A 17039-nucleotide genomic window follows, 5' to 3' on the forward strand; every position below is an offset into this window, starting at 1 on the left:
GCCATGAATAAAACCCCGTCCATAATAGTAGTAGATGATGAGCAACATAACTTTGATGTTATCGAAATCTTGCTCTTTAAAGAAGGATACGATCTTCGTTACGCTTCCAGCGGTGACGAAGCAATTCGTCAACTGGAAGCGCAGCAGGCTGATGTCATATTGCTTGACGTTATGATGCCTGTATTCAACGGATTTGAAGTTTGCCGCACGATTAAAGCAAATCCCAAATGGCAGCATATCCCCATCCTCATGGTGACAGCACTAACTGCGAAAGAAGACTTAGCGAAAGGTTTAGAAATGGGTGCGGATGACTTCATTAGCAAACCAGTCAGTGGCATAGAATTGCGAGCCAGAGTTCGTTCTATGCTGCGGATTAAACATCAATACGATATGCTGCAAGAATTGCTGCAAGTTAAAGAAGCATCTCTGCAATTAAGAGAAGACATGGCATATGCGATCGTTCACGACCTTCGCAATCCTTTAGCAAGTATTTTGTTTGCTTGCGATATTTTGTCAATGGCCGATCTCGATCTAAAGCAAAAGAAAAGAGTCGATCGAATTGTTAGTTCCGGACAACGTTTAAAGTTCCTCATCGATAACTTATTAATCATGGCAAAAATCGATGCAGGGAAATTGGTACTTAACTGCACAGAAGTAGATTTATATAATATTGCTAAAGATGTTATTTCTGAATTTCAACAAATTGCTAATCAGAATCAAGTAAAATTAATTGCTCACCTGCCAAAACCGGGAAAAATATTTCACTTGGATGATTCTCTAATCCGAAGAGTTATCGATAACCTCCTCTCCAACGCCATCAAGTTTTCTCCCTCAAAAGGTCAAGTGGAACTAAAAATTGATTATCTTTCGGAAGAAAAATTTCAAATTCAGGTGAAAGACTGGGGCAAGGGAGTTAGTGAAGAATTGCGTCAGTCTATATTTGAAAAATACGAAGTCGGAGAATTGGCTAAAGGAGTAGCTCAAACTGGCTTGGGGTTATCATTTTGTAAATTGGTAGTAGAAGCGCATGGCGGTCGCATTTTCGTAGAAAGCAATCAGCCCAAAGGAGCAATTTTTACAGTGGAAATTTGACATTATAATAACATCGTAAAAAGGTTTCATCAAATGTTAATTACTGAAAATCTGAGAAGGTGGGCTTTTGCCCACCTTACTATTACCAAGCCCAAGCATCGCGCCATTTGACTGTGCCTTCACTGGCGACAAACCAGCGACGACCGACAACATTTTCTCGCAATGGCGATGTACCTTCGCGCAACATCGCGTACTTGTAAGAAATCAGTTTGCCGGCACTTTCATTAAAAGCAATTTCGCCAAACCAAGTGTTTTCGTTGATATATTCCAACTCGAAACCTTTGGCGATATCCCAGTTGCCTAACTCAGGACAATCACCGATGACGATAATCCTTTCACCGGGTTGAGTATTGACGCCGTTCAGTTGCACCCGCACGATCGTTTGTCCTTTGACTCGCTCTGCAACGTGACTGATAATAATCACTTCCTTCGACTCTAGATGCAAGTCATGCAAACACCCATCTTTAACTTCAAACTTGCGCCGCGATAAAACATCGGTATGTTCTCCATCGGGCAAATCTGTTTGTACCGATTCAATTGTCACAGGTTCGCCCTTATTCATCGCCACAAAACAGCGGTTTTCCCGATAACGTCGCACGTAACAATAAACATCGGGAGTCAGGTATTTTTGCCACTGACTCCCCAGAGAAATTGCCGGATTCAACCGCCGCAAACCAGATAGCAACCGTACATCCCGATAGACAGGCGTTTCCATATCCCAACTTTCCATCATCGGGCGATTGTAAGGATCGTTGCCACCATTTGTATCGTCGTGAAGATACTGTTCCGTGCCGTAATAAATGCAAGGAATACCGCGACTTGTCATAATCAAATCTATTGCCAATCGCAGCATATCCGGATCGGGATTCAGCGACTGAAACCGAGGCATATCGTGATTATCGATAAAGGTAATTAACTCGGTTGCCCCGTTGTAGCGAGAATCCATACTCAGGACATCTTGTATGAGATGAAATCCTCCTTCTGCTCCTTGCGCCAAAGCTGCCCGAATCGCTACGCAAAGACCAAAATCGAGAATTGTCATACCAGAGCAGTTGGCAAATTCGAGCGATCGCTCATTTCTGGGGTCGTTATAAATCCACTCCCCAAACACAAAAATATCCGGTTTGTGGTTTTGGATATCGGCGTTAAACTCCTGCCAAAACCAAATCGGCATATGTTTAACCGTATCCACCCGCAACGCATCGACACCTCGATCGAGCCATTGCTTAATCGCCGATTTGATGTAATTTCGATACTCTGGATTGTTTTCGTTGAAGGTTGCCAAACCTGCCAATTCGCAGTTTTGTACCTGCCATTCGTCTTCCCAGTTAGTTACTTCACCATAGTGGTGATACCAGTTATTTTTATCATCGTTGAAATCCGCAATCTTCACCCCGTCATCGTAAAGTTCGCCCTTCTTACCGCTGAAATCCGGATTGCTGTGGTTACACACAATATCCAGAATAAATTTCATCTTCCGTTTGTGCAATTCAGCAATCAACCTGTCAAAAGTTGTGTCCTTGCTTTCTTGGGTTTTGTTCAAAGAAGGATCTTCATCTTTTTTGATAAAGCGAGGATTAATTCGCTTGAAATCTTTAATCCAGTAGCCATGAATGGCGGCGCTATTCACAAATAATGCTTCCACTTGCTCGAACAGGGGAGTCAGCCATATCGCCGTGACTCCCAAGTTCTTTAAATAATCGAGTTTGTCGATAATTCCCTGTAAGTCTCCGCCCCAATATTTTCCCCAATCTTGTCCTTCTGGGTCGTAAAGTTCTGGGTTTGGCCCTTCGCTGTTTTCCGGATCGCCATCATGGAAGCGATCGACAACGATGAAATAAATAGTTTCTTGGCGAAATTCAATGTCTCTAGTATACAGAAACTCCAAATCTATATCAGTCTCTGTTTTCTGTTCGGTTACTAGAGTATCAATTTCTTTGTATTGATCTCCTACCTCATATTGAACGGTCGAACGTTGAGACGGCGGGGTTGATACCATAATATTCCTTTATATGGCTGTAGAAAGTATTTGGGTTGGCTTTTAAAGAAACACATTCTTGTGCGAGTATTACCTATTTTAGGGGGATTTATCTTGTATCTTAGGGTAGATATAATTTATTCCTCAGCCCAAATTTACGCTCATCCTTAAGCGGGATGTTTTTTTTCTAAATAGGAGAACTTACGCCCCAGATGAAACCATACTCAAATTTTCCTAAAAAATAGCATAAATACTACTTTTGAAAGAAAGCGATCGCTATCTGCAAATAAACGCGAACCGACCCAGTAAGCGTAATGCAAAATGGAATTACTCAAAAGATCGCGATGAGGTAAAACATGGTCGCAACTCAATTAGGAATCAGCACCGACCTGACATTATTCACCGAAGATGACGTTTATCTCTTCAACGAAGGCTCTCACTTCAACTTGTATGACAAATTGGGTTCTCACCCAATGACGCACAACAATGTGCAGGGAACCTACTTCGCAGTTTGGGCTCCCAACGCCGTTTATGTCACCGTAAAAGGTGATTTTAACGATTGGGGTCGCGATCGCAATCCGCTGAAAGCAAGAGGACTAACCGGTATTTGGGAAGGTTTTATTCCCGGCGTCAAAAAAGGAGATGTTTACAAGTACCACATCGTTTCCCGCAGCGGTTATGAGGTAGAAAAAGCAGACCCTATGGCGCTTGCTTACGAAATACCTCCCAAAACCGCATCTGTCGTTTGGGATAGCGAATACACTTGGAACGATCGCGAATGGATGGCAAAGCGCCGCCAACGCAATACCCTCAATGCGCCCATTTCCATTTACGAAATGCACATCGGTTCCTGGATGCGAGTACCGGAAGACGGAAATCGTTCGCTTTCCTATCGGGAACTCGCCCCCAAACTGACAGAATACTTGCAAAAAATGGGCTTTACTCACGTAGAATTTCTGCCCATCACAGAACATCCATTCTTCGCTTCTTGGGGCTACCAAGCTACCGGTTACTTCGCCCCCACCAGTCGTTACGGAACTCTGCAAGAGTTCATTTATCTGGTGGATTATTTGCACCAGAACGATATCGGCGTTATCTTAGATTGGGTGCCTTCCCATTTCCCTACAGACCAATTTGCCCTATCCTATTTTGATGGCACTCATCTCTACGAACACGCCGATCCGCGACAAGGATATCACCCGGATTGGAATAGCGCTATCTTCAATTACGGACGCAACGAAGTCAAAAGTTTTCTCATCAGCAGTGCATTCTTTTGGTTAGAAAAGTGCCACATTGACGGATTGCGAGTCGATGCGGTAGCTTCCATGCTTTACCTGGATTATTCTCGCAAACATGGCGAATGGGTAGCAAATCAATACGGCGGACATGAAAATTTAGAAGCAATTTCCTTTATCCGTCGTTTCAACGAAGCAATTTACGATCGCTTCCCCGATGTCATGACTATAGCGGAAGAATCAACTTCTTGGTCGATGGTATCTCGTCCCAGCTATTTAGGCGGTTTGGGATTCAATTACAAGTGGGACATGGGATGGATGCACGACACCCTCAGCTACATGAGTCAAGACCCCATCCACCGCAGATATCATCATCGCCTGCTTACTTTCAGAATGCTGTATGCGTACAACGAAAACTTCATCTTACCGCTTTCTCACGATGAAGTCGTACACGGCAAAGGGTCGCTAATTGGTAAAATGCCGGGAGACTATTGGCAGAAATTTGCTTCTTTGCGATCGCTCTTCGGTTATATGTACGCCTCCACCGCCAAAAAGCTACTATTTATGGGTGGCGAAATCGGTCAATGGAGCGAATGGAACCACGACACCAGCTTAGATTGGCATTTGTTAGGTTATCCCACCCACGCCGGTTTGCAAAAATGGGTGGCTGACTTGAACAAAATTTACCGAAAAGAACCGGCACTTCACGAACTCGACTGCGACCCCAATGGTTTTGAGTGGATTGATTGCAACGACTCCGAAAATAGCGTTGTCAGCTTAATTCGCAAAGGAAGTTGGGCGCTGGAAACAGAGGAATCCGAAGCACCTTCCGATCCAAATTCGTCAAAATCGATCGTCTTGGTAGTGTGCAATTTTACTCCCATACCTCGTTACGATTACCGAATTGGCGTTCCCACAGATGGCTACTGGAAAGAATTGCTCAATAGCGATGCTGGGGAATACGGTGGTAGCGGAGTCGGTAACTTCGGCGGTCAAAAAGCGCAGGAAATTCCCTGTCACGGACGACCCTATTCTCTCAATCTGATTCTACCGCCCTTGGGTGTTGTCTTCTTTAAAAACGAGCGAGCGATCGAACAAGATTAGCACTTAAGCAGCAGTCCCAAATGTAGGGTGAATTCATAAATTTACCCTACATTTCCGGCTGCTACGTCAGCCCTGAAAATTAAACACCGAAAAGTCCTTTCTCTTTCTCTTGACAAGCCAACCTGAATATGGTCAACCACTTTTGTATTCACAATTACAACTTGGCTGACAATAATTACTTCTTACGATAGAACCGAAAAAAAATATCGAGAGTTAAATTAAGTACAACTCATCGTTAGAACAAAAGGTTAGTCATCAACGGTCATTCTATCTCAGAGATTTTAATTATTAAACAGAATGAGCGTTTGCTCGTGTAGCCATCTCTGAATAGATTGTCTCTTTTCGTTGCTACCCTACAACTCGATTTGTTTCCTTCGCTTAAATTTTCAGTGCTTTATCCATAAAATAATCGCAAATTTCACCTTTGCAATTTCAGATTGAAAAATATTCTTCAATTTGAAATTGCAAATCTGAAATTTCAACTTCTTCATGCGCTAGCTGATTCTATCTGACTATCTTTTTTTCGTGAGTTTGCAAATATGCACCTAGAAGTCTGGCCCGGAAATGTATATCCTTTAGGTTCCTTTTGGGATGGCAAAGGCACAAATTTCGCCTTATTCACCGAAAACGCGACAGCTGTAGAAGTTTGTCTGTTTGACAAAGATGGCAACGAGAAACGCATCCCTCTGAGTGAATACGACAACCGCGTTTGGCACTGCTACATACCCGGAGTAGCGCCGGGACAACGTTATGGCTTCCGAGTGCATGGCCCCTACGATCCATCGCAAGGTCATCGCTTCAACCCCAACAAACTTTTGATCGACCCTTATGCAAAAGCGATTGACGGCGATGTCGTCAACGGGCCAGAACTGTTTGGCTACTCTTGGGAAGACCCAGCCCAAGACCTCTCTTTCAGCGAATTAGATAGCGCCCACCTCATTCCCAAATCGGTTGTAATCGACGAATCTTTTGATTGGGAAGGCGATACACTCCTGCGAACTCCCTTCCACGAATCGATTATTTACGAAGTCCACGTCAAAGGCTTCACCCAACTGCAACCGAATATGCCGGAAGAACTGCGCGGTACATATGCCGGACTCGCCCATCCTGCCAGTATCGCCCACCTTCAGTCATTAGGAATTACAGCAGTAGAACTGATGCCGGTGCATCACTTCCTAAGCTATCCCGGACATCTGCTTGATAAAGGACTGAAAAATTACTGGGGTTACGATTCCATCAATTACTTTGCCCCCTACTCCGGTTACAGTTGCGATCGAACTCCGGGGGGTCAGGTACGGGAATTCAAGGAAATGGTAAAGGCGCTGCACAAAGCCGGAATTGAAGTCATTTTGGATGTCGTTTACAACCACACCGGCGAAGGCAATCACAAAGGCCCCACCTTGTCGTTTCGCGGCGTAGATAACGCCGCTTACTATCAACTCTCGCCAGACGATCGCCGCTACTACATGGATTTTACTGGATGCGGCAATACCCTCAACGTCGGACATCCGCAAATCTTGAAATTAATCATGGATAGTCTGCGCTACTGGGTATTGGAATGTCACGTCGATGGCTTCCGCTTTGACCTTGCCTCCGCACTGGCACGCGAACTATTTTATGTGGATAGTCTGGCATCTTTCTTCACCATCATCCACCAAGACCCAGTACTCGCCGATGTGAAACTGATTGCCGAACCTTGGGATGTAGGAGAAGGCGGCTATCAAGTGGGTAACTTCCCCCTGTTGTGGTCGGAGTGGAATGGCAGGTATCGGGATGTCATGCGCGACTTCTGGCGCGGTGAGGATGGTAGTTTAGGAGAATTCGCTTACCGCTTGACTGGTAGTTCTGACTTGTACCAGACGAATGGGCGCAGTCCTTATGCCAGTATCAATTTTATTACCGCCCACGATGGCTTTACTCTCTACGATTTGGTCAGCTACAACGAAAAGCACAACGAAGCGAACGGAGAAGGGAACGCCGATGGCGAAAGTCACAACCGTTCTTGGAATTGCGGGGTAGAAGGGGAGACCGATGACCCGGAAGTGTTGGCGTTGCGGGAACGACAAAAGCGGAATTTCTTGGTGACGCTGTTCCTCTCCCAAGGCGTACCGATGCTAGTTTACGGCGACGAAATGGAACGCACCCAAAAGGGTAACAATAATGCCTACTGCCAGGATAATGAAATTTCTTGGATAAATTGGGAATTTCCACAGGAAAAAGCCGAGCTGTTAAATTTCGTTCGCCAGCTGATCTTTTTCCGCCGCAAGCATCCGGTATTCCAGCGACGCAAGTGGTTTCAAGGCAGACCCATCCACGGTAGGACTATCAGCGATATTGTCTGGTTCAATCCCGATGGTAGCGAGATGAGTGACGAACAGTGGAATGATGGTTTTGCTAAGTCAATTGGCGTTTTCTTGAACGGCGAGGAAATTCCCAGAGTTGGACGCCAAGGTCAGCGCATCATGGATGAAAGCTTTCTGTTGTTCTTTAATGCCTACTGGGAAACGATCGAATTCAAGTTACCGGAGGGTATAGAAAACAGAGAGTGGCAGGTTGTCATCGATACTAAGGAGTCCGATTTCATCGAAGATGGCCCTATTTTCACAGATGGTAAAGCTGTACCGGTGACCGGGAGATCGATCGTGCTGTTGCGGCGTCTACCCTAGAAAAAGTCAAAAGTCAAAAGTCAAAAGTCAAAAGTCAAAAGGTAAGAGGGAAAAATATTAATTCTCCCTCAGCCTAGAAACCCGGTTTCTTTAAGAAACCGGGTTTCTTTTCGGAAACCGGGTTTCTTTTCGTGCTTATCCGAAGCGCTATACTATGCTTCCAGAACTTGGCGGATGCGGCGTTCTAGACGATCGAGATCCAAACTTCCCACTTCATCAGTTATTTAATCGTAGTTATTTAATCGTAGGGTGGGTTAGGCACGGGCGATCTAAAAGTCAAATAGTTTTTATTCTCACCACAAAAACGAGAGAGCCAACACGTATTGAAACAAATGTTGGCTCAATCTGCTTAAGGTTTGAGTACAATTTTGATGCAGTTGTCCTGCTTGTGTTTGAAAATTTCGTAGCCGTGCGGTGCTTGGTCTAGGGGTAGACGATGGGTAATTACAAAAGATGGGTCGATCTTACCACTTTGGATGAGATCGAGTAACGGACGCAAATATCGATGAACGTGGGTTTGTCCCATTTTAAAGGTCAAGCCTTTGTTCATGGCAGCACCCATCGGCACTTTGTCGATAAAGCCGCCATAAACGCCGGGAATTGATACAGTACCACCTTTGCGACAGGCGACGATCGCTTGTCTGAGAACATGAGGGCGATCGGTCTCCAATCGCACGGCTTGTTTGGCTTTATCGTACAATCCTTCTAGCCCCATACCGTGAGCTTCCATTCCCACTGCATCCATCACCGCATCGGGACCGCGACCGCCCGTCATTTCTTTGAGGGCTTCACCAACATCGATTTCCTCAAAGTTCAACACTTCTGCCCCGCTGTCTTTTGCCATTTGCAAACGTTCGGGAACGCGATCGATCGCGATGACTCGTTCTGCACCCAGCACATAAGCGCTTCTAATCGCGAATTGGCCAACTGGCCCACAGCCCCAGATGGCGACAGTATCACCGGGCTGAATATTGCAGTTTTCTGCTGCCATATATCCGGTAGGAAAGATATCGGTCAGAAACACGACTTGTTCGTCTGTCAATCCATCCGGAATCTTGAACAATCCGACATCGGCAAAGGGAACGCGAGCGTATTCTGCTTGACCTCCTGCGTAGCCACCCAACATATGCGAGTAGCCGAAAATACCGGATGGGGAATAACCCATAATTTTTTCCGCTATCCAGGCGTTGGGGTTGGTGTTATCGCACAGAGACGTTAACTGCCGTTGACAGAAGAAACAGCCACCGCAAGCAATGGGAAAGGGAACGACTACGCGATCGCCTATTTTGATATTCTTGACTTCACTACCTAATTCAACGACTTCTCCCATGAATTCATGCCCCAAGATGTCGCCTTGTTCCATCGTGGGGATGTAGCCGTCATAAAGGTGTAGGTCCGAACCGCAAATCGCCGTTGTTGTGATTTTAACAATGGCATCACGCGGATTGATGATTTTGGGATCGGGTACGGTTTCGACTCCCACTTTATTGTTGCCTTGCCAGCAAACTGCTTTCATTGTTTTTTCCTTTGTTGTTTGTTGCTAGTGCGATCGCTTATCGTTTTAGGCTTTAACGTCTTTAAGATGGTTCATGAAGCGCGGCAAGTTCTCAAACGTTATGCCACAAATTTGTCCAAATAGCGACTTAGTTAGAGTTATAGTTGAACGCTCATTACTCCTAATCTTTCAATAGTCTTAATTTCTATAGATTTCGCTCTGACAAAAGTAGTAGTTCTCAACAGTCCGAGCTTTGTATAAAAAAATACTTGTTTATTTAACATAACTGAGTGACTCGGCCAGAAACCTGGGTTTCTTTGCGTAAACTTATAAGGTCGGGGCAATTATTTAGGACTTCCACAGCAGCCCTGAATGTAGGGACAATTTATGAATTGCCCCTACTAGATATAGCGATCGGCAATTTTTCCAAAAAAATGTGTAATAATAACATATTCTTACGGGAATCCGTAAATTTTTAGGTAAGGTGAAAAATGGCCGATGAACATAGCGAAGTATTAGCAGCCAACGAAGCTTTTTATCGAGCTTTTGAAAAAAAAGACATCGAAGCGATGAGTGCGGTTTGGTCGCAGGGAATTGCCACAGTTTGCATTCATCCCGGACGCAAGGCGCTCAAAGGATGGAAAGAGATTCGCTCTTCTTGGGAAACTATATTTAAAAACACTCAATACATAGAAATTGACACAAATATTGTCACCACAGAGGTTCGCAACAATATCGCTTACGTCATCCTGGTAGAAAATGTTTTGCAAGTTAACTCTGGGAGAAAAGTCCAAGCCAAATCAACCGCTACCAATATATTTGAGTTTATGGGTGGCAAGTGGTATCTAATACATCACCACGGTAGTCCTTTGATGGGTTGATAGCCTCAAACTGCTAATGCTTCTGCTATTCGCACAGCTGTCCTCAACAGATGCCAACTGTTTTTCAATGTATCCCAAATTCGATCGGCCATCTCTAATGGATAAGGGAATTGCAGCATATCGTACTGGATAATATCTCTCAGCCGCTCCCATTCCCCAAAAGTTTGGCAATTGTCAATTAGCCGTTCGACTGCCTTTTGCCAGCGCTCGAAAATCCGGTAGCTGAAAAATGAACAGCACACCTTTCCGTCTACATCCCAGTACGACACGCACACTTGATGCTTCAGACAGCGTACCTTTTTCACTTCCTTGAGGGGAATGCCGAAGTCTTTTAGCGCTACAGCCGCCTCACTTTTCGATATGTACCATTCGATCGGGTTGATTTTCCCGGTAGCAATCAAGCTTTGGCTTTTGCGGGACATGATGATGCTCTCTCTTTTCCTTCTGGCCTTTATCTTTATTCGCTTCATCTTATGCGCTAGCGCGAATATTTTAATTCTACGCTATAGCGAAAGGGAAAGGCAATACTTTTGACATAGAATGTATAAACTAAGTTTAGATACGCCTATATCGATCAAGGTTAAAACTGGGAGCGAGCGAAGAGTGGAACAAAGTTCAGGTCGTTATCGATTCAACCGTGAGGGAATCCTGCGTGTTGGAGAGATTCTTCGCGGTGCCAGAGAAACCAAGCGCTGGAGTCTCCAAGAGTTGCAGAATTATTGCGGACTTCCACCAAGCACATCCAGCGACATTGAAAATGGGTGTGTAACAAAAATTCACGCCGATACGCTGGAAACCTTGCGGGTAGCCTTAGAACCCCAAAATCCCCATACAGGTAGAACTTATACACTAGGGGAATTGTATGAATTGATGCTGGTTAAGGAAGAAATACTAAACGGCGTCAAAGGGAAAAGATAAAAAATTGGTATCGTCTGCTCAATTGCGCTACACGATCGCACTTAGGAGCCTTAAAAATATATTTTATACAGTATGCTGTATAACGTAAATGTCTCAGTGACCTAAAATGAATAAATGAGTTAAATAACCCTACTTTGATTTAGTTAGAGACTGTGGGCAAAAGTCAAGTGAGGCAAAGTTCAGGTCGATATCGATTCAACTCTCAGGGAGTCCTGCGTGTGGGAGAGATCCTTCGTAACGCCAGAGAAATCAAAGGCTGGAGTCTCCAAGAATTACAAGGTTATTGCGGCTTGCCAGCCAGTACAGCCAATAGCATTGAGAATGGGTTTGTCACTAAAATCCAAGCCGACACCCTAGAAACGTTACGGGTAGCTTTAGAACCACAAAATCCTGAGACGGGCAAGACTTATACGCTGGGCGAACTGTATGAATTAATGCTGGTGAAGGAAGAAATCACCAACGGCGTCAAAGGCAAAAAGTAGAAGCTTGGGAATCGTCCGATCGATCGCACTTAGCAACCTGGGACTGCTACCCTAGCCAATAGAGTACCAGTCCGAAGTTAAACGAGTAGAATGTCCCAGACATTGACGACAGGCACAACGATCGCAGCTCTAGCCACAGCAATTGTCCCCCAACAGGGCAGCGTCGGCATCGTGCGAGTGTCAGGTACTCAAGCAATCGCGATCGCACGCGCCCTCTTCCACGCGCCAGGGAGTCAACCGTGGGAAACTCACCGCATCCTCTACGGTTACATCCGCCATCCTCAAACGCAGCAGCTAGTGGACGAAGCTTTGTTGCTGATCATGAAAGCGCCCCGCTCCTACACCCGCGAAGATGTGGTAGAGTTCCACTGTCACGGCGGCATCATCGCCGTACAGCAGGTATTGCAGCTGTGTGTAGAACAAGGTGCCAGATTAGCACAACCGGGAGAATTTACCCTTCGCGCCTTCTTAAACGGGCGTTTGGATCTAACTCAGGCAGAAAGTATCGCCGATTTGGTGGGTGCTAAATCGCCCCAAGCTGCCCAAACTGCCCTCGCCGGATTGCAGGGAAAATTAGCCCAACCGATCCGTCAGTTGCGCGTGACGTGTTTGGATATATTGGCAGAAATCGAAGCCAGAATCGATTTTGAGGAAGATTTGCCACCTTTGGATGAAGAAGCGGTGAAAGCTCAACTAAAGCAAGTTTTGGCAGAAGTAACTCGCATTTTAGCAACAGCCGATCGGGGAGAACTGCTGCGTACTGGTTTGAAAGTGGCAATTGTCGGGCGTCCGAATGTGGGCAAATCCAGCTTGCTGAACGCTTGGAGTCGCAGCGATCGCGCGATCGTCACCGACTTACCCGGCACCACCCGCGATGTTGTAGAATCGCATCTGGTAGTGGGTGGCATTCCCATACAAGTCCTCGATACCGCCGGAATCCGCGAAACCGCTGACGTGGTAGAAAAGATCGGGGTAGAGCGATCGCGTCATGCTGCTTCTCATGCCGATTTAGTATTGCTGACAATAGACGCCCAAGCAGGTTGGACGCCTGATGATGAAGAAATTTACCTACAAGTGCAGCATCGCCCCGTAATTTTAGTCATCAATAAAATGGATTTAGTCGCAGAAGATCGATTAAAACTGCTGCAATCTAAAATCCAAAATCCAAAATCCAAAATCCTCACAGCCGCCGCCCGCAACCAAGGTATTGATGCGCTAGAAAAAGCGATTTTAGCAGCAGTTCAATCCGGCGATATCCTGGCAGCTAACTTAGACTTGGCAATCAATCAACGTCAAGCAGAAGCCCTGACAAGAGCGCAAATTTCCCTACAGCAAGTGCAAGCGACGATTGCCGATCGACTGCCGCTTGATTTCTGGACAATTGATTTGCGCGGTGCTATTCAAGCACTAGGAGAAATTACTGGCGAGGAAGTTACAGAATCGGTACTCGATCGAATATTCAGCCGATTTTGTATTGGTAAGTGATATCAAATCCGCGTTAGCTACACCCTTTATCTTCTTCCTCTTCTCTTCGCGCTCTTCGCGTCTTGGCGGTTCGTTTAAAAAGGGGGTAATCAACCCGGATTTAGTATGATTGCGAAGATTTCGGGTTTATGGTGAAAAATGTTCATCTTGTTACAGATGAGGGTAATGGTGGGTTACAGCACGGGAATTTAATTATTGGTTGAAAAACCTGAATTTATCGCCCGTGCTTAACCCACCCTACGATTCAATAAATTTTTCCGATCGCCACAAAAACTGAATTCCTGAAACCCTTGATTGTAAACACTTCTTCCCCGACGCCAGACGCCCTAGCTATACCTCTGGATCTCTACTTGAGGAAGGCGACTCCACTCATTCCACGAGCCATCGTAATTCCGAACGTTCGGATAGCCTAGTAGATACTTTAAGACAAACCAAGTGTAGCCAGAACGCCCACCGATCGCACAATAGGGAAACACCTCCTTGTCAAAGGTAATTCCTTTGCTGTTGTAAAGACTCTGCAACTCGTTGAACGATTTGAAAGTTCCATCCTCGTTGAGAGTCAGCAGATGTTCGATATGCACCGCGCCGGGAATATGTCCAGCGCGTTCGGTTTCTGTCGGCGATCGATCGAAGAAGTATTCGCCGGTGTATTCTTTAAGGGTACGAACATCTAACAACACCCGATCCGATCGCTCGATCGATGCCTGGACTTCCTCATGCAACACTCGTAAACTGGCATCTGGCGCTTTTGCAGAATATTCAACTGGTGGAAACGTCGATAATTCTGTTGCTACTGGGCGATTTTCTGAGTTCCACTTCTGATATCCACCATTGAGAACTCGCACATTTTCATGTCCGAACACTTTCAACAGCCAGAAGATCCAAGCGCCCGTACCTGGGTAGCTACCGTAAGCAATTACCATTGTGTCATTAGTTATACCCGATCGCGACATCAGTTTCTCAAAGGATTTTGCATCTAAATTTATGCTCAAATTTGGCAGCAATAAATCTGTAAAGATATTCCAGAACACAGCCCCAGGAATGTGTACATCTTTGTATGGCTCTGGACTCATATCCACTTCGATAATACGAACATTCGGATCTTTGAGATGATTTTCTAACCACTGAGTATCGACTAAAACTTCAGGATGAGCATACTGAGACATGAGTTTTCTCCACAAATGAAATTAAAACATTGAGTTATAGCAACCGCGAAGGCGTCATGAAAATTCTTAATACCTGAAACCCTTCGACCGACGCCTTTCTTCCCTCTCCCTCTTTCCTAGCCCCGACGCCCGACGCCCTAGCCCCCTAGCCTTGACGCTCCAAAGCTTCCTCAAGGCTGGGATTTAGAGTGCGCCAAACACGATGAACTAAGTTTGTGGAAGCAGAAAACAGCGCAAAACCAATTAAGGGGTGAAGTACTCCTAAAGGCAGCGGAAATTTCAGGTGAATTGTCAGAAATTGCAGCCCCAGTAGGATTGGCAGACTTACCGCAAGGCGACGCACCTGGGGCGAAAATGGAATCCAGTATGCCCACACCAGCAGAATTAGAGATAAGCCACTGTAGCCTCGTACCAGCCAAACATGGGCGTTCCACCACTCAGGGTTATAAAAGTACGCCAATCCAACGGTCAATACTTGTGCGATCGCGCAGAGATTGAACAACACTGCTAGGATGTAAAAGAACTTCTGACTCTGGCGTTGTGATGCTTGTACGCCATCAAAACTAGAACTTACAGTCATGCGAAAAATATCCTTTAAGCTGGATGGTTAGAGGATTTACCTCGACTGAAACTAAGGTAGAATGTGCTACCTAACTCCGCCTAGACCTCGATCGAGTACACTTTGCTCTGCTATGGCTGACTTGCAATCTTTATTTCAAAGCGTCACTCAAGCCAAAGACGAACAGGAATTGCGATCGCACATTTCTACTCAAGTGGGCCAGTATTTCGCCGCCAAACGATCGGGATTATTTTTTTTCGACGCGCTTCCTGAGAAAATACGCGATCGCAATCTTCAAAAGTTGATGGAATTGGCGTTATCTACCGAACACAATCCCGTTTTGCGTTACCTAGTGGAACGACACACCCCCGTTCACGAAGCTTTGGTCGTATCTCCTTCATCATGGCGATTGATTTGTCCGCGTCCAGACCACTGGCACGTTATGGCGGGCCCAATTGTGAGCCAAGGACAATTAGTAGGTGCAATTGGCTTTACCCGCGTGCGAGAAATGCCTTCATTCGATACGCAAAATTTAATGGATTTGAGTGCGCTTTGTCTGCATCTCTCGACTTGGGTAGCAACAGTGCGATCGTCACAGCAAATCTTAAAGACAAATCGCCTCACTAGCCGGGAATTGCAAATTGCCGAACTCGTTGCCCAAGGGCGAACAAATGCAGAAATCGGTGCTGAACTTTGGATTACTGAAAATTCAGTTAAACAAGCTTTAAAGCGGATGTTCCGCAAGCTTAATGTTTCCTCTCGAACTCAGATGGTCGCTCAACTTTCTGCAAACTCAAAACTTTTATCTCCTGACAGCAAAGCTGGTTAATTTATTTTATGCTGTCAAAGCAAATCAAAAATTAAAAATCCCAAATCCTGTGACTTTATCGCGCTGAAAAATGAACGATCGAGAAATTTGGCAAACTACCAATCTAAATGCGATAAAACAGCGGCTCGACAAAGTACGTTCCGCTCGCCCAGGCTGTTTTTTTGTGCAGCAATCGGGCAATCAATACATCAAGGTAACGAAAACCAAATCTACAATAACTCTTGGTTTTAGCGACAGTTTTAATTCCCCAGCAAACTTGATTCAATCCGAACTCGACTGCGATCGACCTCTCAATTTAAAAAGTTTGTACACGCAAGCAATGATGTTGAGTTTAGTATGGAATAGTACGCCACAGAGAATCTACATAGCTGGGTTAGGTGGTGGGATAATTCCCTTAGTTTTACACCACTATTTTCCAGAAGCAGTTATTGAATGTGCTGAAATCGATCCGGCAATACTCCAAGTAGCCACGAATTTTTTTGGCCTGAAATTGGACGAACGTTTGAGCGTAGCTATTCAAGATGGACGGGAGTATCTTGCCCAACAAAATGCAAATATTAAATACGATATCATTCTCAGCGATGTTTTTTTAGGTACGGGTTATAGTCCCTACAGATTAGCAACGCAAGAATTTTACGAATTGTGTCTGCAACGATTGTCAGGGCAAGGTGTGGTAGTAGTAAACTTGTTTCAAGATGATGCGTTTTTTGCGGATAAGTTGCTTACAATTAAAAGTGTGTTTGAGCAAGTTTATGTTGTGTTATCATCTAAAATGGGCAATGCGATCGTCATCGCAAATAACGGCGATATACGGCAAAAAAGAGAAGTAATGGCTAAAGCTAAAAACTTAGCAAATCGCTATCAATTTGAATTTCCTTTGGCCGAGAGAGCTTTAGAAGTGAAAATGGGTACACAGTTACAAGAATACGTACCAAAATTAGAAAAAGCACGAGTGCTTTTAGATGATTTTCCACCATCAGATTATTTTGGCAATCTTCCTGCTGTCAATCCTGCTATTGCTAGAACTGGAGGAAGTCGTTTTTGTATGTGTGGGTCTGGAAAATTACAGAATGATTGTCACGGCCAAACCAATCTAAAAATTATATCGACGTAAAGTCGCCGGCATAAATATACACTCCCCGATTTTCA

The 17039-nt window shown here is 45.1% G+C and carries 14 protein-coding genes; 9 read left to right on the plus strand and 5 right to left on the minus strand.

Annotated features, from left to right (window positions below; all coding sequences use genetic code 11):
* Window positions 1-3: 3 nt before the first annotated feature.
* Window positions 4-1092 (plus strand): response regulator, encoded by a 1089-nt coding sequence (locus ACE1CD_RS17400; RefSeq protein WP_374825732.1) that lies wholly within the window; start codon window positions 4-6, stop codon window positions 1090-1092.
* Between the two features lie 82 nt (window positions 1093-1174).
* Here the strand turns inward: ACE1CD_RS17400 and ACE1CD_RS17405 are convergent, their stop codons facing one another.
* A complete protein-coding gene (locus tag ACE1CD_RS17405; RefSeq protein WP_374790109.1) occupies window positions 1175-3091 on the minus strand; it encodes an alpha-amylase family glycosyl hydrolase in 1917 nt (638 codons plus the stop codon).
* Window positions 3092-3426: 335 nt separating this feature from the next.
* On the opposite strand from ACE1CD_RS17405, the gene glgB reads away from it, so the two are divergent.
* Together glgB and glgX are read left to right on the plus strand one after the other, a co-directional pair.
* Window positions 3427-5409: a 1,4-alpha-glucan branching protein GlgB gene (glgB, locus tag ACE1CD_RS17410; RefSeq protein WP_374825734.1), complete on the plus strand. Its 1983-nt coding sequence runs from the start codon at window positions 3427-3429 to the stop codon at window positions 5407-5409.
* A 539-nt stretch (window positions 5410-5948) separates the two neighbouring features.
* A complete protein-coding gene (gene glgX / locus ACE1CD_RS17415; RefSeq protein WP_374825735.1) occupies window positions 5949-8075 on the plus strand; it encodes a glycogen debranching protein GlgX in 2127 nt (708 codons plus the stop codon).
* Between the two features lie 349 nt (window positions 8076-8424).
* Here the strand turns inward: glgX and ACE1CD_RS17420 are convergent, their stop codons facing one another.
* On the minus strand, window positions 8425-9591 hold the full coding sequence (locus ACE1CD_RS17420; RefSeq protein WP_374790113.1) for a zinc-dependent alcohol dehydrogenase: 1167 nt from the start codon (window positions 9589-9591) through the stop codon (window positions 8425-8427).
* 470 nt (window positions 9592-10061) lie between these two features.
* Here ACE1CD_RS17420 and ACE1CD_RS17425 point away from each other — a divergent pair, with 470 nt between their 5' ends.
* Entirely contained in the window at window positions 10062-10451 is a 390-nt protein-coding gene (locus ACE1CD_RS17425; RefSeq protein WP_374790115.1) for a nuclear transport factor 2 family protein, read from the plus strand.
* A gap of 5 nt (window positions 10452-10456) precedes the next feature.
* Here the strand turns inward: ACE1CD_RS17425 and ACE1CD_RS17430 are convergent, their stop codons facing one another.
* Window positions 10457-10873: a hypothetical protein gene (locus ACE1CD_RS17430; RefSeq protein ID WP_374790117.1), complete on the minus strand. Its 417-nt coding sequence runs from the start codon at window positions 10871-10873 to the stop codon at window positions 10457-10459.
* Window positions 10874-11054: 181 nt separating this feature from the next.
* Here ACE1CD_RS17430 and ACE1CD_RS17435 point away from each other — a divergent pair, with 181 nt between their 5' ends.
* The 3 genes from ACE1CD_RS17435 (at window position 11055) to mnmE (ending at window position 13336) form a co-directional block, all read left to right on the plus strand.
* Window positions 11055-11369, plus strand: coding sequence for a helix-turn-helix domain-containing protein (locus ACE1CD_RS17435; RefSeq protein WP_374790119.1), 315 nt, complete (start codon window positions 11055-11057; stop codon window positions 11367-11369).
* A gap of 218 nt (window positions 11370-11587) precedes the next feature.
* On the plus strand, window positions 11588-11851 hold the full coding sequence (locus ACE1CD_RS17440) for a helix-turn-helix domain-containing protein (RefSeq protein ID WP_374825736.1): 264 nt from the start codon (window positions 11588-11590) through the stop codon (window positions 11849-11851).
* A gap of 90 nt (window positions 11852-11941) precedes the next feature.
* Window positions 11942-13336, plus strand: coding sequence for a tRNA uridine-5-carboxymethylaminomethyl(34) synthesis GTPase MnmE (gene mnmE, locus ACE1CD_RS17445; protein WP_374825738.1), 1395 nt, complete (start codon window positions 11942-11944; stop codon window positions 13334-13336).
* A 326-nt stretch (window positions 13337-13662) separates the two neighbouring features.
* Here the strand turns inward: mnmE and ACE1CD_RS17450 are convergent, their stop codons facing one another.
* Both ACE1CD_RS17450 and ACE1CD_RS17455 read right to left on the minus strand, forming a co-directional pair.
* Window positions 13663-14502, minus strand: coding sequence for a sulfurtransferase (locus tag ACE1CD_RS17450; RefSeq protein ID WP_374825740.1), 840 nt, complete (start codon window positions 14500-14502; stop codon window positions 13663-13665).
* A gap of 145 nt (window positions 14503-14647) precedes the next feature.
* Window positions 14648-15082: a DUF6220 domain-containing protein gene (locus ACE1CD_RS17455; RefSeq protein WP_374825742.1), complete on the minus strand. Its 435-nt coding sequence runs from the start codon at window positions 15080-15082 to the stop codon at window positions 14648-14650.
* A 112-nt stretch (window positions 15083-15194) separates the two neighbouring features.
* On the opposite strand from ACE1CD_RS17455, the gene ACE1CD_RS17460 reads away from it, so the two are divergent.
* On the plus strand, window positions 15195-15890 hold the full coding sequence (locus ACE1CD_RS17460) for a LuxR C-terminal-related transcriptional regulator (RefSeq protein ID WP_374825744.1): 696 nt from the start codon (window positions 15195-15197) through the stop codon (window positions 15888-15890).
* 70 nt (window positions 15891-15960) lie between these two features.
* Window positions 15961-17004, plus strand: coding sequence for a fused MFS/spermidine synthase (locus tag ACE1CD_RS17465; protein WP_374825746.1), 1044 nt, complete (start codon window positions 15961-15963; stop codon window positions 17002-17004).
* Window positions 17005-17039 lie beyond the last annotated feature (35 nt).

Source organism: Aerosakkonema sp. BLCC-F183 (assembly GCF_041929145.1).
In the GTDB taxonomy this organism is placed as follows: Bacteria; Cyanobacteriota; Cyanobacteriia; order Cyanobacteriales; family Aerosakkonemataceae; genus Aerosakkonema.